A 20,004-nucleotide genomic window follows, 5' to 3' on the forward strand; every position below is an offset into this window, starting at 1 on the left:
TGATATTCCGTATGGGACATATATTTAAGTTTTTAAGCCGACTCAAAAAGGCGCGAGTCTGTGCTCAGCGCCCCAGCGCTTAGCCAAGGCAGCGCAGCGGCCCAGCCCACGCTTGGGGTCGTCAAAATCCACAATCACGGTGTGCGCCACGCCTTTCACAGCGATTGGTTGCTCTAGCGTGCGGCCATCGGTTAACAACCACAGCGCAGCCGACTGCGACTTATTTAACAACGCTTGCGCCACCAGCAACGCTTGCGCCAGCGGCGTGCCACCGCCACCGCCGCACTGACGCACGTGCATAACACCGGAAGCTCGCGCCGGGCCGGGCGGCATTAAAAGCTCAACACCACGCCCACCAAAACTAAGCAAGGCCACATCGTCGCCAGCACGTGCGGCGACTTCAATCAAGCGTGCGGCAAAACCTTTGGCCAAGGCTAAACGTCCGTCTTGACGCATAGAACCTGAAGTGTCTAAAACGATGCAATGCAGCAGCGGCAAACTTTTACTCAGCGCTTGAAAACGCAAATGTTTGCGCGCTAGCGGGCCGCAGCCTTTTGCCACCAGCGTGCGTTGCCACGCAAGCTGCGGCCCATCGATAGGGTTACTCTGCGCTTTGCGTTGCAAGCTCGGCTGCGGCAAGGCAAAAGACTTGGATTGGGGTGCAAGCCACCGCCCGCCAGCCGCCCGCGTTGGCGGGCGTTGGCCGGGGTGGCTCAAGCCTTTTTTGCTGGCCATACGCCTATCGTCGTGACGCGCCTAGTGGCGCTGGGTGTGGGCGCCATAGCACCCCAATCACCGGCTGCGTTGGCATCAGATTGGGTTGAGTTAGCAGCAATATCGTTTGAGGGCGGCGGCAATTTTTCTGCTGTTGTCTTTACTGCTGATGTTGACGATTGCGATTTTTCAGTTTGGCTAGCTGGCGGCGCATTCTCAGAACGCCGATGCGCCAGTGCCAACTCGGCCACGGCATCAACATCTTGCAGACTGACTTCGAGGCTACCTTGCAAAGCCGCATAAGCCCGGGCGGCGCGCAGCATCACCAAGTCAGCGCGTACGCCGTCCACACCCGCAGCTAATGCCAGTTGGGCGACATGCGTTAATACCGCGTCTGACCAATGCAAGCTCGGCAAAGCAGCACGTGCTTGGGCTAGCTTGGTGACCAGCGCCGCTAACGCAGCCGCGTGCTGCGCCAGCAAAGCCTCAGGGTTGTCGTCAAACATTAGCCGAGTGCGCAAAATGCTGTGGCGCAGCTCTAAGTCCAGCGGGTTATCCAGTCGGACTGACAAACCAAAGCGGTCTAGTAGTTGTGGGCGAATATCACCTTCTTCAGGGTTCATAGTGCCAACCAGCACAAAGCTTGCGGCGTGCTGCTGCGAGATACCGTCGCGCTCCAGCGTATTGACGCCACTCGCCGCTACGTCCAGCAAAGCATCGACTAACGCGTCGGGCAAAAGGTTGGCTTCATCAACATACAGCAAACCCAAATGCGCGCGTGCAACTAAGCCGGGCGAGAGCCGCAAGGTACCGTCGCGCAGTGCGTCTTCCACGCTTAAACTGCCGACCACTTGCTCTAAGCTAGCAGACAAGGGCAGCGTCACAAACGGCGCATCGGGAAGCAATGCGGCAAGCGCACGAGCGGCTGTCGATTTAGCCGTACCGCGCGGCCCGCTGATAAGCAAACCACCAATACTCGGATCAATCGCGACCAACAACAGCGCTTGTTGTAGCGATTGCTGGCCGACTAAAGCGGTGAAAGGAAAAACCACGCGGGGCGGGGTTTGCACAAGATTTGCAGCGGTGAGGGTCATGGCAAAAATTTCTGTGGCGTTTTTAGTGGCAGATTTGCGGCATTGTTTTCGGCTTGTTTGTCAGCTTGGTTTTCAGCCTCTTCTAAGCCTTGCTCTAGCGCCAACAAATGGTCTTGAATACGTTCTAGCTGATCGCCCGGTTCGGCCCACAGGCCGCGCCGCATGGCTTCTAACAAACGCTCACCCACACTGCGCAATGCGCCGGGATTGTTTTGTTGTAGAAATTCGCGCGTGTCCGCATCGTGCAGATAAGCATCTGCTACCAACTCATATTGGTGGTCACCCACTACGCCGGTGGTAGCGTCAAAAGCAAACAAAAAGTCCACCGTTGCGGCAATCTCAAAAGCACCTTTGTAGCCGTGGCGTTTAATGCCTTCTAACCACTTGGGATTAACCGCTCGCGAGCGCACGACGCGGGCGACTTCTTCACCCAGTGTGCGAATACGCGGTGAGCCGGGCACACTAAAGTCGCCGTGGTAGAGCGTCGCGTCGTTGCCGCTCAAGTGCTTCACAGCCACCGCCATACCGCCTTGAAACTGGTAGTAATCGGCTGAGTCGAGGATGTCGTGCTCGCGGTTATCTTGGTTGTGCACGATGGTGTCGATGCCGCTTAAGCGCTGCTCAAAAATCTCGGCCGCAGCCTTGCCGTGTTCATCTTGTCCGTAGGCAAAAGAGCCGGCGCGCAAATAGGCTTTTGCTAAGTCGGCGCCATCCGTCCAGTTGCCACTGTCAACCACCTCTTGCAAACCCGTGCCGTAGCCACCCGGGCGCGGACCAAACACGCGCCAAGTCGATTGGCGCTCTGCCTCTTCTTGGGCTAGGCCTTTGGCTAGCGCCTGGTCGGCTTCACGCTGTACGCGGGCACGAATCGGGTTGACCTCATCGGACTCCTCGGACTCTGGAATGGCGGCAACTGCGCGTACTGCTGCATCGAACAAATCAATCAGGTTGGGGAAAGCATCACGAAAAAATCCAGACACGCGCAGCGTCACATCAATCCGCGGACGGCTTTTAATGTTCATGGGCATGATTTCAATATCCACTACCCGGGTGCTGCCAGTCGCCCATTTAGGCCGCACACCTAGCAGTGCAAATGCCTGGCTAATATCTTCGCCACCAGTGCGCATAGTGCTAGTGCCCCAGACCGATAAACCGACGGCTTTGGGGAAAGCACCGTGGTCTTGCAGATGGCGCTCTACCAGTAGGTTTGCCGCTTTGGCGCCCATGTTGTAGGCCGTGGCTGTGGGTACTGCTCTGGTGTCTACAGAGAAGAAATTACGCCCGGTGGGCAATACATCGGGCCGACCACGCGACGGTGCACCGCTGGGGCCGGGTGGCACAAAGCGCCCGTCAAGACCGCGCAGCAATTGCAATATTTCATTCGGACCACAGGCATCTAAACGCGGCGCTAAGCGGGTTTTCAAACGCTGCAGAACTGCTGCGGTTTGCGGCCATAAATCAACAGGCAGCAAAACTAATTCTTCAGCATTTTGGTTTTGAGAGTCTTGATTCAAACACTCATTAACCAGCTGCGTAGCGAGTAGTTCCAGCCGCTCCCGCGTATGACCGGCGTGACGCCAAGCGGCGCCACTAAGTAGCTGTAACGCCTCTGGCCGTGGCCCATTCCAGGGCTGTGCCCACTCAGGACTTAAGACATCAAAACCATCCACCAAATGCAGACTTAAATCCTGCGCCAAAGCGACTAACAAACTGCCTTGGTCAGCGCCCTTGCCGCTCGGAAAGCGCGCCAAAGCCACCAGCGTATCAGTGCGCTGCCGGCCGGTTGGTGAGCGGCCGAAAGTGTGCAGGCCGTCCCGAATTTGCGCTTCTTTGATTTCACAAAGATAGGCGTCTAAGCGGTTCAGCAAGGCTTCGCGTCCCGCGTCGTCTGCGGGATTATCAAAGCCTAATTCCAGGTGCAAATTATTTTCCAGCACCTTATCCAAAATACTCGCGCGTAAAAGTTTTGCGCGGCGTGGGTCTAGCGACAGGGCTTCGTAGTACTCATCCATCTGCCGCTCTAAGGCTTGCAGCGGGCCATAGGTTTCAGCGCGCATCAAGGCCGGCATTAAGTGGTCAATGATGACGGCTTGTGTGCGGCGTTTGGCTTGACTGCCTTCGCCCGGGTTATTCACGATAAAGGGATAAAGATGCGGCAGTGGGCCAAGAATCACGTCTGGCCAGCAAGTCGCACCCAGCGCAACGCTTTTACCCGGCAACCATTCCAAGTTGCCGTGCGTGCCAACGTGGACGACGGCATCCACCGCGAACTGACGGCGCAGCCAAAAATAAAATGCCAAATAGTTGTGCGTAGGCACTAAATCCGCATCGTGGTAACTGGCAACTAAATCCCTGCCGCGTGCGCGTGCGGGTTGGTTGCCGACAAATACATTGCCAAAGCGTTGACCCGAAATCATGAATCGACCGGCGCGCAGCATCGGGTCAGTTTGCGGCAAACCCCAGAGCGTATTGATCGCGTCACGGCTAGCTACCGGCAGTGCGTTGAAGTCGGCTAAGTAGTCATTCATGGCCAAGCTTTGACCGACTGGTCGCTCATCATTAGCCGCCACATTATTGGTGACGCTTGCCAACAGCAAGGCCATAAGTTGGTCGCTAGAATCTGGCACTACGCCAGTGCTGTAGTGCGCGTCTTGCAAGGCTTGCAGCATCAATACACAAGACGCAGGCGTATCCAAACCCACGCCGTTGGCCAGACGCGAATCGTCGTTGGGATAGTTGGACAGAATTAAAGCCACGCGTTTATCGCTATTATTTTTATGCCGCAGTGCGCTCCAACGCCGCGTAAGCTCTGCGACAAAAGCAATTCGTTCCGGCTCTGGCTGGTAACGCACCACATCGATCTGAGTGCGCTCACAGCGCCAAGCCATGCCTTTAAAACTAATCGCACGTGTCAGTATGCGGCCATCCACTTCGGGCAACACCACCTGCATAGCCAAGTCACGCGGGGCTAGGCCATGTGGGTCTGCCTGCCATTGTTCTAGCGAGCAACCAGCAGTAATCAGTTGCAGCACGGGTGCGTCACCGGCCATTTGCTTGAGTGACTGCGCCGCACTTTGCGCTTGCCAGTCTTGTATTTCATCATCACCCGCAATCGATGCAACGGCAAAGCTAGTGGCATTTAAAACCACAGCGACTTGGTGCTCAGCCGCAACCGATTGCAGCAGCGCAAAACTAGTCGGGTTCTTCAGCGAGTCAACCGCTACTGCGACACCGTTAACACCAGCTTGGGCCAAGCCCGCCAGCATGGCGTCAAATAATGCGGTGTTGCCGGACTCAAAATGTGCGCGGTAAAAAACCAGCATAGCGACGGGTGCGCCAGCTATCCACGCAGCCGCATTGTGTGGCGGCCTGTAAACCAAAGCAGGTGGCAATACCGCGGCGGGTGCCGGGCGTTCGCCCAAACCAAAAGCCGTATGACCTAAAAACTGAAAGAAGTTTTGTGCATTACTGCGGCCGCCTTCGCGTAAACAGCGCCACAGATGACGACAGTCGTCGTGCGGCATATTGCTGCGTAAAAGCAATTGCATGTCTTCAAAGTTATCACCCGAGAAAATGAATAATTTCAAACCACGCGCTGCAGCTTGTTCCATGGCTTGGTCGACCACGTAGGCCCACTCGCTCAAGCTGCCCAGATGGTCGATCACCACCACGCGGGCGTGGCGCAAAACATCGTCCACATACATGTCCATGCTGGCGGGCTGACGCAACCACATCAAGTTCGCTAGGCGAATTTTGGGGTAACTATCGTCCAAGCTGGAAGCGACATCAGACAGCAAAGCCAGCGTCGTATCAGCGGCACTGAGAATGACAATCTCACCCGGTGTTTGCGCCACGCGCACCACGCCCAAGCCGTCATCTTCTACGTAGCCGCCTGGGCGTGTGGAGAGCAAATGCATGTGGTTTAGACTTTTTCGAACTGCAACTGCTCGTGTAATTGGTTTTGAATTTGTTGCTGTAATTGCGCCGCATCTAAATGCTCACCAATCAACACCAGCCGACTGGCGCGCACTTCATCCGCACGCCAAGCACGGTCAAAGTAACTCTCAAAACGTTGACCCACGCCTTGAACTACCAGCCGCATCGCAATGTTTGGCAAAGACACAAAGCCTTTGACGCGGAAAATTTCATGGGCTTGAACAAGACTGGTCAATGCGTTAATTAAGGCGGCGCGGTCAGACACATCAAGGGTCACGGCGATGGAGTCAAACGCATCGTGGTCGTGATCTTCTTCTTCGTCGTGATGGGTTTTACGCTGGTCAATCACGTCTTCTACCGAGCGCTCTAAGCCTAATAACAAAGCAGGATCAATCTTGCCGTGCTGCACATGCACTAACTTGACACCGGGCAGGGTTTCAAGACGAATCAAGGTTTCGACATGCGCCAAAGTGACCGCATCCATGCCGTCAGTTTTATGCACAATCACTAAATCGGCGGTAGCCAGTTGGTCTTCAAACAATTCGGCCAGAGGTGAGTCGTGGTCTAAATTTTCGTCTTGTTTACGCTGCGCATCGACGGCTACCGGGTCATCGGCAAAACGGCCTGCGGCTACAGCAGGCGCATCCACCACGGTGATAACAGAGTCAACAGTGAAAGCATTGCGCAAAGCCGGCCATTGAAAAGCTTGAACCAAAGGTTTGGGCAAAGCCAAACCGGAAGTTTCAATCACCAAGTAATCAATCTCATCACGGCGAGCGGCTAACAATTCCATAGCCGGTGCAAACTCTTCTTGCACCGTGCAACATAGGCAGCCGTTGGCTAATTCAACGACCTGACCGATGTATTCCCCGTTGGGTTTACCGTCTTCATCGCAACCGATGCCGCAGCTACGCAGCAACTCACCGTCAATACCCAACTCACCAAACTCGTTAACAATCACTGCAATGCGGCGCCCGTTGGCGTTGCTTAGTAAGTGACGTAGCAACGTGGTTTTGCCACTGCCCAGAAAGCCGGTGATGATTGTTGCGGGAATTTTGCGGGTTTGCATCTGCAGTCCTATTAAGTGTTTTAAAAATCAAGTTTTAAGATTTCGACAGAGAAATTCTTAAACTTAAAAAATTCAATCTTCGATGCCGCGCTGTGCGGGCACACCAGCTTTAAAGTGATGTTTGATTAGCGTCATTTCTGTCACCGTGTCGGCCAGTTCAATAATTTCTGCGGGCGCGCCACGGCCAGTGAGCACCACATGGACGTGAGGCGGACGCTCGCGCAAGCAGGCCAGTACAGGCTCCAAGGGCATCCACCCATAGCGCAGCGGATACATGATTTCGTCCAGCACCACCATGAAATGTTCACCCGCACGAATCGTTGCTTCAGCCTGCGCCCAGCCAAATTGAGCCAACTCAGCCGAGTGCTCTAAGTCACGACTCTTCCAGCTAAAGCCATCGCCCAAGCCGACAATTGGCACACCGAGTTGTTCAAACAGTCGGTGCTCACCGAAACGCGCAGTCGGCACTTTCATGAATTGATAAACCTTGATGACTTTGCCCCGACCGTGGGCACGCAGCGCCAAACCAAATGCGGCTGTGCTTTTGCCTTTGCCAGTGCCGGTGTGGACTATGACCAAACCACGCCGTTCGCCGGTGGGTTTTGGCGTGTCACGCAGCAGGGGTGGGGCTTCAATTTCCATGACTGGCTTTCGTCTTTTTCGGGGATACAAAACGCTTGTCGGTAAGCATTAAATTTTTCATGTGATGGCCTTTACGCAGTCGTCAGAGCGCACTGCGCTTCGGGCAACACAGCGCTTAATTCCGTGCGCGGGCTTGGGCTAAAGAGCTCAGCAACCGCAGCCGGACAAGAAGGAAACCAAGCGTGAAAATAACTGCAGCGCACAGAGCCCTGTTGCCAAAGCGCCTCGCCAACGTCAGGCATGGGTGCTAGATTCGGCCGCGAAGTGCGGGTTACGGCTTGCAAACTAGTCGCGGTGGTGGAGTAGTGAAATGTGTGACCGCGCAATAGGCCAGAATCTAAACGCAACTGCTGCGGCCCCAGACCCGACAAGCGTTTGTGCATGCTGACTTCACCCGGCAATATGCCCCACTGACTATGCTTTTCGCCATCAGCCGTGACGAGTATTTGAAACAAAGACATCATGCCGCCGCACTCGGCCCATACCGGTTTACCCAGACCTACATGCTGCGCCAACGAGTCACGAAAATCTGTATTGGCGGCAATAGGGACGGCGTGTAGTTCTGGATAACCACCGGGAATCCAAACTGCATCACAAGCCGGCACGGCGCTGTCGGCCAAGGGCGAGAAGAAAGTAATTTGCGCGCCCAGCTCGCGCAGGCAATCTAGGTTGGCCGCATAAATAAAACAAAAAGCTGCGTCTCGCGCAACAGCAATCGTTTGATTGGCTAAGGGGCGGGTAGTGAACGCAAGCTCGGCTTTGAAGTTTGCGGTGTCCGTATCGGCAGTTGCGTTTGAACTTTCAAAACAAACCTCCCAACGCTTTAATTCAGCCACAGACATTTGCCCCAACGGGGTTTCAGCTAACGCGTCGGCGGCGGCGTCTAGTCTTTCCATTGCGTCGGTGAGTTCATTGGCCACCGTCAAACCCAAATGCCGACCGGGTAAGTTCATCGCTGGGTTTCGCTTAACAGCGCCCATCCAATGCGCGGGGTCGCGCAAGCTAGATTGCAACATTTGCGTGTGGCGGTCGCTACCCACTTGATTAGCCAGCACGCCAGCCCAATGCAGACCGGGCCGGTAATGTTGCAAACCAAATGTGACTGCACCAAAAGTCTCAGCCATGGCCGATGCATTGACCACGGCGAGCACATGCAGGCCAAACTTTTGCGCTAGATCGGCAGCGCTGGGCTCGCCATCGAACAAGCCCATCACACCTTCGACCAAAATCAAATCGGCGTCAGCGGCGGCCGCCATTAATCTAGCGCGGCAGTCCGCCTCGCCCGTCATCCATAAATCGAGTTGATGTACGGGAGCGCCGCTGGCAAGCGTGTGCCAGAAGGGATCGAGGAAATCGGGGCCGCATTTAAAGACGCGCACTTTGCGCCCTTGGCGAGTGTGCAGACGTGCGAGTGCAGACGTGACAGTCGTCTTGCCTTGACCCGACGCAGGTGCGGTGATCAAGATGGCAGGGCAAGCAAAGCTTACCGGTGCGGATCGCTCAATTTGGGAAAACATGGATACAGACAACGTTTTTGCCCTCACTATCTTCCCCGATGGTGCTTGGACGAAACAATCGCACGCACGCGTGCAACTACTTTGTTGGCCGGTATCCGGGCTGGTGAAACAAATTTCATCGCCTTCCCAAGCGCGTATTAAAAACGCTCAGTGGCTGTGATGAAAACTGAGCCTAAGGGCTCGTTCACTTACCGTTGCGGGGGCAGCGCAGGTTAGGTTTGCTGTCAATAGCCAACCCTCCTGTTTCCCGTTGAACTGCAGCATGTGATTCATGTTGCGAGCACCAACTTGGTTATAGTAACTCAAATTTGCTTGCCCTCGCCGAATCGGTCGATATCGATTTTGATCGAATTCCAACGTCTAGGCGCTTATAAGCAGGACTTAAAAAAAGTTTAAATCGGCGCAGATGGTGAAGCAATTAGCGCATCCAACACGCCGGATTCAAAGTGCTTTTCAATGTAATCGGCCAGACCATCAAACACAAAATCAAGGGTAGGAACGTTGGCACCAAAAAGCGCTTGCAGCACTGCCGGGTCTTCAAACATGCCGTGCAAATACAGACCCAACACATTGCCTTGTGCATTCACCCAACCCAAATCGTTGGGCAAAACCGCACGGGTAAAATTTCCGGCTTTGGCAAAAGCTGAGTGCTGCGTTGTCAAGCCGTGATGAATTTCGTAGCCCGAAACCGGCGTACCCGCTAACGCAGCCCAAGCCGAAACGTCAGCATCAACAGCGTCGGCGATCGCCTCTGTGTTTGTCAAAAATCGGGTCTGGGTATATTGCACCGTTTTGTCTTGTGCAAAAACCGTCACCAGCGGCAGCAAGCCCAAGCCCGGCGCATTGCCGTCAATGCCGTGCGTGTCGATCAAGGCCTCGCCGAGCATTTGCAAGCCGCCGCAAATACCCAGCACCGCACCGCCAAGCGCCGCGTGGTCTGCCACGGCGCGGTCCAGTCCTTGACTGCGCAGCCAAGCTAAATCTCCGCTGGTGTTTTTAGAACCCGGCAAAATAATCCAGTCGTTTGGCTTCAAACTAGCCAGTTCTGCTGGGCTACGCACCCACTTTAAATGCAGACCGGGCACGTTTTTAAGCGGCTGAAATTCATCTAAATTACTCATGCGCGGGTAGGCGATCACGCAGACCACTCTGGGCTTAGCAAGTGTTGATGCGTCGCCCCCACCTAGCGTGCTGCTCATGTCAAACACCCCGTCTTCTTCGGGCAAACCGTGCTGCCACCACATCGGCAAAGTGGCGACTATGGGCACACCGGTCAGGTCTAACAACATCTGCGGCGCCGGCGCTAACAGCGCCGCATCACCGCGAAATTTGTTCAGCACATAGCCTTTAATCAAGCCTCGTTCAGCTTCAGGCAATAAAGCCCAAGTACCGTACAAATGCGCAAACGCCCCGCCTCTGTCTATGTCAGTGACGAGCAAACACTGGGCTTTGCAGTGCATGGCTACGCGCATATTGACAATGTCGCTATTGGATAAATTAATTTCTGCGGGTGAGCCCGCGCCTTCAATCACCACCACATCGTTTTCGGCACGCAAATCATCTAAGGCCTGCGCGATAGGCGGCCACACATGCGCGCTACGGCCGCGCCACGGCATGGCAGTGAGCGCTTCGCTGACCTGGCCCATCAACACCACTTGACTGTGGGTATCGCGCTCGGGTTTGAGTAGCAGCGGGTTCATGCGCACATCGGGTACAGCGCGTGCCGCCAGCGCTTGAAAATATTGCGCCGAACCAATCTCGCCGCCACCGACATCGCCAGCGTTTTTACTCGCCACCACTCGTGCGTTATTGCTCATGTTTTGCGCTTTAAAGGGTGCCACTTTTAAGCCTTGGCGCGCGTAGTAACGACACAAAGCTGTCGTCACCCAACTCTTGCCAGCGCCGCTGGTAGTGCCCAGCACCATCACACATCGTGCAGTCATTGATTGTCCTTAAAAAGTTTCCAAGCACTGGCTAACGCGTCTTGCGCTACTGGTGACAATACGCCCAGCCGAACATGGCCGGGCAAACCAAACGAAGATGCATCACGCAGTTTTATGCCGTGATGGCGCAAATGCGTGAGCGCAGCAGTTAATGTTTTGATGGCTGCGCCAGAATCGTCACCCAAAGGCCGTGCGCAAAAAAAATTAGCCTCGCTAGGCAAGCAAATCCAGCCCAAACCTTGCAGCATATTTAGTTGACGCAGCTTCCATTGACGCAAGATTTCTAAACTTTGTATCAACCAGTTTTGCGCCTCTGGTTGCAGCCAAGCTTGCAGCATAGCCACAGCGTGAACGCCTAACGGCCAAGACGGACACATGGCGTTAAGCGCGATCACAGCCTCTTGAGCGCTAACTGGCGCAATCGCATAAGCGCCGCGTACACCGGTCAGGCCTAGGGCTTTGTTCGGCGTCCAGAGTTGCCAGAGATGGTTTTGCTGAACCCCAAGCAAACTTGAAGTGCCGGTTAAGCGCAGAGGCGCATAAGCGCAGTCCAACACACGAACACCATCGCTGCGCTGCATGAACGATGCTTGTGTCCATTCGGTTTGCGCTTGGCCGAGTGGGCTAGACGGCTCACAGCCCCAAGCTAACGCCGCCTCTTGCGGGTGGGTGACGACGTCCAAACCCCAAGCGCTAGCGGCAGCGGCGTAGTCGCCATAAGCGTGTAGCGGCAGTCGCACAGTGCGCGCACCACCGCGCTGCACCCAAGCGGTAATGCGGTAAATAAATTCGCTCGCACTACCCGCTAATACGATGCGCCAAGCCTCTACCGCATGAAAATCCGCCAGCTGTTGGCGCAAGACGGTGTAGGCCGGGTCTGGGTAATAACGCGCATCGCATAAAAGCAAAGCAGCGACTGCCTGAGGGTATGGGCCGCAGGCATTGGCGTTGGTAGAAAAATCGTACAAAGGCACACCTAGCGCATCCGGCCCACCGTGCATTGCATTCATAAAGCACCGCCAAACTGCGCGGCAACAACCGAGTAATTAGCGATTAAAAATATCGCGGTAAGCACGAGAAATGCAGCGACTACAAACCAAAACAGCGCGAAGTTCCCTAAGCGCAGCGCAGAATTTGTGTCTGCCGCTTGAGTCGCGCGGCCGGATTTATTCAGCGCATAAACGCCGGGTTTGTGCAGGCACACACAGATTGCCAGCGCCATCGCCGCCATAGGCCAACCACTGTTGGGCGATGGTGTGAGCGCGGCTTCGCGGCGTAATTGTTTAAGACTTAGTCCACCCGCAGCAACAGCCAGCGCCAGCGCAGTTAAACGTGCGGGCAACCAGCTCAGCACATCATCTGCACGCGCCGCCCACTTACCCGCCCATTCCCAGCGACGGCCTTTGTACACGCCTTTATAACCCCACATGGCGTCGGCAGTATTGGCAAAGCGGTAGAGCGCTGCGCCCGGCAGGCCAAGCAGCAAAAACCAAAAAATCGGCGCAACCACTGAGTCGTTTAAATTTTCAGCCAAAGACTCCATCGCGCTTTGGCGCACTTGGTCGGCACTGAGCTCAGTCACATCGCGGCTGACCAGCCAAGCCAAACGCTCACGCCCTGCGGCCAAGGATATTTGCAGCGCAGCCTCAACCGCTTGCACCTCAGCGAAGAGCATGCGCCAAGCCAGCAAAGGTTTGAGCACAAAGCCCAATAGCAACGGCACCAACCAAAACGGCGCTTGCTGTATAGCCAAATGAAAGCCCCAGCTGGCGATGACAAAAAAGCTAGCCAGCACAAGCCAAACCAACGCGCCACGGCTAAACGTTTTCCAGTCTTTTGCATCCACTGCTAGCGCATTACTACTGGTCAAAACCCAAGGCGTGCAACGCTCTAAAGCCTTGCCCATCCACACAACAGGATGCCAGCGCAGCGGTGGTTCGCCTAAAAAATGGTCTACTGCGAAGGCTACCAACACAGCTAAAAATACAGTCAAAAATGGTGCAAAAAGAAATAGCGTAGACATCTACAACGCTTGCCCCCAAGTGTTTTCAAAGAGCAGCGAGTCAAGTGTGCAACGAGTCGCCCAGCCTTCTTGCTGCAACATGGGTTCGTCATAAAAAGTATGGACAGGGCCAATGCAAAGCAGCGCAATTGGGGTCGAGCCTTCTGGCATATTGAATAAGGTGGCGACTGCTAATGGGTCAAACATTGACACCCAGCCGATCCCAACACCTTCAGCCCGCGCGGCCAAGCTCAGGTTTTGAATCGCACATGCAGCCGACGCCAAATCCATTTGCGGCATGGTTCTACGGCCAAACACATGCGCTTCGCGACCTGGGGCTAAGGCCACCATCCAGAGCTCAGCAGCATCACATATGCCTTCGACTTTCAAGCGCATAAAAGAGTCTTCTCGTTCACCCAAGGCTTTTGCGGTGAGAAGCCGCTCCTGCTCAACCAAGGCTTTTAAACGCAAACGCAATGCGCTGTCAGTAACCCGTAAAAATCGCCATGGCTGCATAAAACCTACGCTGGGCGCGTGATGCGCGGCAGTCAGTAAACGGCGCATGACATCAGGCGCAACACTGCCACCAGAAAAATGCCGCATGTCGCGGCGCTCAAAAATAGCCCTGTAAACCGCCTGAGTCTCAGCTGCACTGAACGCCTTAGCGCCAGGCTTGTTATCCGTGCATTCCATACGTTTTATCTCCGAAGGCAAAGTCATGTGTCGTCAGTCCCGTTTGAAATCGATTCACAGTCAAATTAACTTTCCATAATAAGCGAGCGTTGGCGGTGCAGCATTAGTAGAGACTATTTATATACAAAGTCGTAACTTAAGCGCTTAGATACTTAATCTGCATTGGTGTCAATTCAATGAAAAAGAGCGAAGGCTACACTCAATCGATATTCATGGGTACAGAAGCCACTGAACCTGCTAGCAAGATGGTGAGAAAAAATTTCTTTTAACACTTAAATTAAAAAATTATCTAATGATGAAAATTGCCACCTGGAACGTGAATTCCCTTACCGTGCGTCTGCCGCAAGTACTCGATTGGCTAGCCGCCAACCCAGTCGATGCGTTGTGCCTGCAAGAACTCAAGCTGACCGATGAAAAGTTTCCTTTTAAAGAGATCGAGGCGGCGGGTTATCACAGCGCGGTTTTTGGTCAGAAAACTTATAACGGTGTGGCCATACTGAGCCGAACAGCGCCGCGTGATGTGGTCAAAAACATCACTGGTTTTGCTGATGAGCAGTCGCGCGTCATCACTGTCACGCTGGACTCGCCGGTCGGCGAAGTGCGGCTGGTTAACGGCTACTTTGTGAACGGTCAAGCACCGGACAGCGAAAAGTTTGAATACAAAATGCGCTGGCTTGAAGGTCTGCAAAATGCATTGCGTGATGAGTTAGCAAACCATGCGCAACTGGTGTTGGTGGGCGACTTCAATATCACAGTCGATGACCGCGACACTTACGATGCAGAAGGTTTGCGCGAAACGATTCACCACACTAGCGCGGAGCGTGCGCATTTTCAAGCCTTAATCGAGTTAGGTTTAACGGATGCGTTTAGACTTTTTGAGCAGCCTGAGAAAAGCTATTCATGGTGGGATTACCGCGAGTTTGCGTTCAGACGCAATCGCGGTCTGCGCATTGACCATGTGCTGGTGAGCCAAGCGCTGAAAGAAAAAGTCAGCAGCTGCGTGATCGACAAACTGCCGCGCAAAAATGAGCGACCAAGTGATCATGTTCCGGTGATTGTGGAATTGGCTGGGATATAAATACGCTTTGATCTTAGCCAGTCGCCGGGCACTTTAATTCAGCCAATAAAACCGGTGAGCGCAGGTCGCCGGGGTTTGCATAGAAATTAAAACGGCAGCTGACAGTATCAACAACACAGCTATTAGAGCGGCCATTAATGCGGCAATTAAAGCGGCAAAAAACGCCGCATTTATAGCCTCAATCAATGCAACAAAAACACCGCAAATTCATTGCGGCGTTAATCTCAAAAACGCAAATCAGTGCGCACTATTCCAGATTTAATTCCTGAATTTTGCGCGTGATGGTGTTGCGTCCTATGCCTAACTTTTGCGCCGCTTCTATGCGCCGACCACGCGTGTTTTGCAAGGCTGTCTGTATCAGGCTGGACTCAAAACGGCGCGTGAGTATTTCCCAAACATCGGTGTGACCAGACTCTAGCAAGGCCATCGCTTCGATTTGCATTCCGGCCTCCCAGCCCTGCTGATTTCCAAGCGGCGTAGTGCTGGCGCTTTCGGCGTCTGCTGTCAAAGGCTGAGACGCTGGATGCGTTTCATAGGCTGAGGCTGTGGGCAATGCTGCCGAAGCCGGAGCACTATGACTGGCCAAGCCGGGTTCCAGCAAAGCCGATGCCGCAGCCGGACTTGACAGGGCAGACACGCTGCGACTCAGGACTGGTTTGGTGCCGTGTATTTCAGGCGGCAAATCCTTGGGTTCAATGACTTGGCTGGGCGCCATCACGGTTAGCCAATGACAGATGTTTTCCAGTTGCCTGACGTTGCCGGGAAACGCAAACAAGCTGAGCTCTTGCAAGGCCGCATCCGAGATGCGTTTGGCATCGACACCGAGTTGCTTGGCGCTTTGCTGCAAGAAGTGACGGGTCAACATAAACACGTCTTCACGCCGCTCACGCAGAGCGGGTAGACGCAAACGTATGACGTTTAACCGGTGGTACAAGTCTTCCCGGAAAACACCATCCATCACGCGTTGCTCAAGGTCTTGATGGGTTGCCGCGATCACGCGCAAATTAGCTTTTATGGCGGTGTGGCCGCCGACGCGGTAGAAGTTTCCGTCGGATAAAACTCTGAGCAAACGGGTCTGTAAATCAAACGGCATATCGCCGATTTCATCGAGAAACAAGGTGCCGCCATCGGCTTGCTCAAAGCGGCCGCGGCGCATGGTTTGTGCGCCGGTAAAAGCGCCGCGCTCATGGCCGAACAATTCACTCTCTAACAAATCTTTGGGAATGGCGGCGGTGTTAATGGCAATAAAAGCGCCGTGCGCTCGGTTTGAATGCTTGTGCAGCGCGCGCGCCACCAACTCTTTGCCAGAGCCGGATTCGCCTGTAATCATCACCGTGACATTGCTCTGACCAAGTCGGCCAATAGCACGAAAAACGTCTTGCATAGCCGGCGCTTGGCCTAGCATTTCAGGGGCTTCGACCATGCGCTCTTCAGCGACTTCTTCGCGCTGACTTTCTTCTACCGCGCGGCGAATCAGCTCGACCGCCTTAGGCAGATCAAACGGCTTGGGCATGTATTCAAAAGCGCCGACCTGAAAGGCTGACACAGCGCTGTCCAGATCAGAATAGGCCGTCATGATGATGACTGGCAGGCCGGGTAATTTTTGCTTAACCTTTTCGAGTAAATCTAAGCCCGATCCACCCGGCATGCGGATGTCGCTGACTAAAATTTGCGGGCCATCTTCTTCAGTGGCGATTTCAAGTGCGGCTAGCACCTCGCGCGGATTGGTGAAACTGCGGGTTGGCAGGTCTTCACGCAGCAAGGCTTTTTCCAGCACAAATCGAATCGACTGGTCGTCGTCAACAATCCAGATGGGCTTCATAGTCGGTCCTGTCTCTGGGCTGTGCCCAATGGGTGTGTCATTGCTAGTGCTAAAAAAACTGCCTTTGAACCAGACCCTAGGGACGACAAAGATCAAGGCAAGGGAATCAGCACCTTAAAGTCTGTTCGTCCCGGGACGCTATCGCACTCGACCAATCCGTGATGCTGCTGAACAAAAGTTTGCGCCAATGTCAGCCCCAACCCGGTGCCGCCCTCTCGTCCCGATATCAGCGGGTAGAAAATTCGGTCCTTGATCTCGTCCGGCACGCCCGGTCCATTGTCAATCACATGCAATTCCAATGCCAACCGATAGCGCTGCTTGCCAAAAGTTACTTGTCTGGCAATTCGCGTCTTAAAAGTGATTTGCGCCTGCCCGTTGGCGATCTGATCGGTGAGCGCTTGCGCCGCGTTATGGGTGATGTTGAGCAAGGCTTGAATCAATTGCTCGCGGTCACCGCGGAACTCAGGAATTGAAATATCGTAGTCGCGCACAAAGCGCAGTCCGCGCGGAAACTCAGCCAACACCACGGACCGCACACGCTCACAGACTTCATGAATACTCACGTCGCCCACCAAATGCGGCCGGCGATGTGGCGCAAGCAATCTATCGACTAAAACCTGAAGTCGGTCGGCCTCGTGAATAATCACTTGGGTGTACTCGCTCAGGTCTTTGCTGATTTCCATTTGCAGCAATTGCGCGGCACCGCGAATACCGCCTAAGGGATTTTTAATTTCATGGGCTAAGTTGCGGATCAACTCTTTGTTCGCTTGGGCTTGGTCAACCAGCCGTTCTTCGCGCTCTTGTTTAGCCTGATGCTCTAGCGGCAGCAATTCGATAATCGCCTCGCCGGCTACGTCGGTGGGCGCTAACACCACATGTACGGGCAATGGTTCTTGATTAATGCGGCGCAACCAAGCGTCGTAGCGAAGCGCTGTAAACGCATTGCTTTCGGCATCTAAAAGCGCATTTTGCAATACCGCCGAATCAGTAAAAAAGTCCGGTAAACACGAACCCTCTATGGTGCGGCGCGACATGCCTAGGGCATCTTCAAATGCAGAATTGGCGAATAAGGCAGTGCCATCAGATCGCACGACAGCCACCAAGGTGACCAGAAGATCGAGGGATTGGAAACGCGAGTTCTGAGCCGGTGATGCGCTTGGGGAAATAAGTGTTTTCAAGTTAACTATTTTGATCTATGTATGCAGACTGCATAGGACGACTGAACGAAAACCCACGCAATCAATTACTCAAGTACCAGCTTTAGCGCCTAGCCACCGGTTGCGGGTAGTCGCGCCAGCTCCCGCTTAATGCCAGCTATATCGCTCTGGCTGCGGGTAATCGCTTCCTTGAGTTGTGCCGTACGGTCTAGGTAGCGTTGGTAGTTGCGGCCCTCTATGCCTTGCTTTTCAGGCTCACCGTTGTTGTATTCTTTTTGTTGATCTAGCAGGCGGATTTCGGATTTCTTGAGCTCAGACTCTAGAATCGCACGCGAGTCGCTGTCCCGGCTCTTTTGCTCGGCGCTCAGACTCGGTGTCGGCCCAGCAGCGGCAACATTAGCCGATGCAGATTTGGCCTTGGGCACGGGCGCACCCTGAAAAATCGTGACGTTACCGCCTTCCATGCGCTTACAGCCGCGGGTCTTGGCTTCTATGACATTGTTGATGTATTCGGTGCTAGCACCAGCAACGCCGGCACAGCGAAAAACTTGCGCTTGAGCGGGTGCAGCTAAGCAGAGCAGGCCCAGCAGCGCGAAAGCGCTAAAAGGTGAAGAAAGGGGGATTAATTTCATGAACAAAAAACGAAGTTTCATTAGTAAACCCTGTTGCCATAAGAAAGCCAAAAAATGAGCAAGTTCGCCTAACAAGTATGCCGCATGGGTATGAAAAACAAAAGCCTAAGCCATCTGATTAAGCAGCTCTTAAAAAAAAAGACGGCCTAAGCCGTCCTTTTTTGAACAGCGGGCAAGTCAGGCCTGCCCGCGCTACTCTGGGTTTAGAGCGAGTAGTACATGTCGTATTCGACTGGGTGTACGGCCATGCGAAAGCGCGTGACTTCCTGCATTTTCAGTTCGATGTAGGCATCGATCATAGAGTCAGAGAACACGCCGCCCTTGGTCAAGAAGCTGCGATCTTTGTCCAGATATTCCAACGCCTGATCCAGGCTGTGGCATACGGTAGGAATCAATGCATCTTCTTCCGGTGGCAGATGGTACAAGTCCTTGCTGGCGGCTTCGCCCGGATGGATTTTGTTTTCCACGCCGTCCAGACCAGCCATCATCAATGCTGCAAAGCACAGGTATGGATTGGCCAGTGGATCTGGGAAACGTGCCTCGACGCGGCGACCTTTAGGGTTTGCCACGAACGGGATACGGATAGAAGCTGAACGGTTTTTAGCCGAGTAAGCCAGCTTGACCGGTGCCTCAAAACCAGGAACCAAACGCTTGTAGCTGTTGGTGCCTGGATTGGTGATGGCGTTCAGTGCGCGAGCATGCTTGATGATGCCGCCGATGTAGTACAGCGCAAAGTCTGACAAACCTGCATAGCCGTCGCCGGCGAACAGATTTTTGCCGTCTTTCCAGATCGACTGGTGCACGTGCATACCGGAGCCGTTGTCGCCAACCAGTGGCTTAGGCATAAACGTAGCTGTCTTGCCGTAGGCATTGGCCACGTTGTGAACCACATACTTGAGCAACTGGGTCCAGTCAGCGCGCTCGACGAGCGTGCTAAAACGGGTGCCGAGTTCGCACTGGCCTGCGCCGCCAACTTCGTGGTGGTGCACTTCAACTGGAACGCCTAAGGATTCCAGAATCAGGGACATCTCGCCGCGCATGTCATGCGTGCTGTCAACTGGTGGCACTGGGAAGTAGCCGCCTTTGACGGTTGGACGGTGGCCGCGATTGCCGCCTTCGAGCTTGGCGCCTGAATTCCATGGTGCTTCGTATTCGTCGATTTTGTAGAAGGCGCCCGACATGTCGTTGGCCCAGCGTACGCCGTCAAAGATGAAGAATTCTGGCTCTGGGCCAAAGTAAGCGGTATCGCCCAAGCCAGAGGCTTTGAGATAGGCTTCAGCGCGCTTAGCGATGGAGCGTGGATCACGATCGTAGGACTTGCCGTCCGTAGGATCGATCACGTCACAGCTCATGAACAACGTTGTCTCTTCAAAGAACGGGTCAAGGTTAGCGGTGTTTGGGTCAGGCATGAGCAACATGTCAGACGCTTCAATGCCTTTCCAGCCAGCGATTGAAGAGCCGTCGAATGCGTGACCCGAAATAAATTTGTCTTCGTCAAAATGGGAAACAGGCACGGTCACATGCTGCTCTTTGCCCCGGGTGTCGGAAAAACGGAAGTCAACAAACTTGACTTCATTTTCCTTGACCATTTTCATGACGTCTGCGACGGTCTTTGCCATCAAAATCTCCTGTAATGCGGGTTAAAAAAACGTAACTCAAAGATTGGATGCACGATTTGTGCCACAAATATTGCCAGCTTGCGTCT

At 54.1% G+C, this 20,004-nt stretch carries 15 protein-coding genes and 1 riboswitch; of the genes, 1 reads left to right on the top strand and 14 read right to left on the bottom strand.

The genetic code is table 11. From position 1 onward, the window contains the following. Nucleotides 1-42: 42 nt before the first annotated feature. From HC248_RS12635 to bluB, 10 genes are all read right to left on the bottom strand, one after another. On the bottom strand, nucleotides 43-735 hold the full coding sequence (locus tag HC248_RS12635) for a vWA domain-containing protein (protein ID WP_168922785.1): 693 nt from the start codon (nucleotides 733-735) through the stop codon (nucleotides 43-45). Beyond that, on the bottom strand, nucleotides 714-1,808 hold the full coding sequence (locus tag HC248_RS12640; protein WP_168922786.1) for a magnesium chelatase ATPase subunit I: 1,095 nt from the start codon (nucleotides 1,806-1,808) through the stop codon (nucleotides 714-716). Before HC248_RS12640 ends, HC248_RS12635 begins: the two co-directional genes overlap by 22 nt. Further along, nucleotides 1,805-5,725 carry a cobaltochelatase subunit CobN gene (gene cobN, locus HC248_RS12645; protein WP_168922787.1) on the bottom strand — a complete coding sequence of 1,307 codons (3,921 nt, stop codon included), beginning with the start codon at nucleotides 5,723-5,725 and terminating at the stop codon, nucleotides 1,805-1,807. Before cobN ends, HC248_RS12640 begins: the two co-directional genes overlap by 4 nt. A gap of 5 nt (nucleotides 5,726-5,730) precedes the next feature. Next, complete coding sequence (cobW, locus tag HC248_RS12650; RefSeq protein ID WP_168922788.1) at nucleotides 5,731-6,813, bottom strand: cobalamin biosynthesis protein CobW; 1,083 nt, start codon at nucleotides 6,811-6,813, stop codon at nucleotides 5,731-5,733. Nucleotides 6,814-6,885: 72 nt separating this feature from the next. Continuing rightward, nucleotides 6,886-7,455, bottom strand: coding sequence for a cob(I)yrinic acid a,c-diamide adenosyltransferase (gene cobO / locus HC248_RS12655; protein WP_168922789.1), 570 nt, complete (start codon nucleotides 7,453-7,455; stop codon nucleotides 6,886-6,888). A gap of 71 nt (nucleotides 7,456-7,526) precedes the next feature. Beyond that, entirely contained in the window at nucleotides 7,527-8,972 is a 1,446-nt protein-coding gene (locus tag HC248_RS12660; protein WP_168922790.1) for a cobyrinic acid a,c-diamide synthase CobB, read from the bottom strand. Nucleotides 8,973-9,041: 69 nt separating this feature from the next. Beyond that, a riboswitch (cobalamin riboswitch) is annotated at nucleotides 9,042-9,275 on the bottom strand. An 89-nt stretch (nucleotides 9,276-9,364) separates the two neighbouring features. Further along, nucleotides 9,365-10,915, bottom strand: coding sequence for a cobyric acid synthase (locus HC248_RS12665; RefSeq protein WP_168922791.1), 1,551 nt, complete (start codon nucleotides 10,913-10,915; stop codon nucleotides 9,365-9,367). Beyond that, entirely contained in the window at nucleotides 10,912-11,925 is a 1,014-nt protein-coding gene (locus tag HC248_RS12670; RefSeq protein ID WP_168922792.1) for an aminotransferase class I/II-fold pyridoxal phosphate-dependent enzyme, read from the bottom strand. Before HC248_RS12670 ends, HC248_RS12665 begins: the two co-directional genes overlap by 4 nt. Then, nucleotides 11,922-12,938, bottom strand: coding sequence for an adenosylcobinamide-phosphate synthase CbiB (cbiB, locus tag HC248_RS12675; RefSeq protein ID WP_168922793.1), 1,017 nt, complete (start codon nucleotides 12,936-12,938; stop codon nucleotides 11,922-11,924). Before cbiB ends, HC248_RS12670 begins: the two co-directional genes overlap by 4 nt. After that, nucleotides 12,939-13,637, bottom strand: a complete 699-nt coding sequence (gene bluB, locus HC248_RS12680; RefSeq protein WP_420371986.1) for a 5,6-dimethylbenzimidazole synthase — start codon at nucleotides 13,635-13,637, stop codon at nucleotides 12,939-12,941. A 268-nt stretch (nucleotides 13,638-13,905) separates the two neighbouring features. Here bluB and xth point away from each other — a divergent pair, with 268 nt between their 5' ends. Further along, nucleotides 13,906-14,688, top strand: coding sequence for an exodeoxyribonuclease III (gene xth, locus HC248_RS12685; protein WP_168923827.1), 783 nt, complete (start codon nucleotides 13,906-13,908; stop codon nucleotides 14,686-14,688). Nucleotides 14,689-14,935: 247 nt separating this feature from the next. Here xth and ntrC read toward each other — a convergent pair whose 3' ends face one another. The 4 genes from ntrC to glnA form a co-directional block, all read right to left on the bottom strand. Further along, complete coding sequence (gene ntrC, locus HC248_RS12690) at nucleotides 14,936-16,510, bottom strand: nitrogen regulation protein NR(I) (RefSeq protein WP_168922794.1); 1,575 nt, start codon at nucleotides 16,508-16,510, stop codon at nucleotides 14,936-14,938. Nucleotides 16,511-16,602: 92 nt separating this feature from the next. Next, the gene (glnL, locus tag HC248_RS12695) at nucleotides 16,603-17,688 is read right to left on the bottom strand and encodes a nitrogen regulation protein NR(II) (protein WP_238342623.1); all 1,086 of its coding nucleotides are present in this window, start codon (nucleotides 17,686-17,688) and stop codon (nucleotides 16,603-16,605) included. 89 nt (nucleotides 17,689-17,777) lie between these two features. Further along, nucleotides 17,778-18,299: a hypothetical protein gene (locus tag HC248_RS12700; RefSeq protein ID WP_168922795.1), complete on the bottom strand. Its 522-nt coding sequence runs from the start codon at nucleotides 18,297-18,299 to the stop codon at nucleotides 17,778-17,780. Nucleotides 18,300-18,502: 203 nt separating this feature from the next. Then, a complete protein-coding gene (gene glnA, locus HC248_RS12705; protein ID WP_168922796.1) occupies nucleotides 18,503-19,918 on the bottom strand; it encodes a type I glutamate--ammonia ligase in 1,416 nt (471 codons plus the stop codon). Nucleotides 19,919-20,004 lie beyond the last annotated feature (86 nt).

Origin of the sequence: Polaromonas vacuolata (assembly GCF_012584515.1) — a bacterium.
GTDB lineage: Bacteria > Pseudomonadota > Gammaproteobacteria > Burkholderiales > Burkholderiaceae_C > Polaromonas > Polaromonas vacuolata.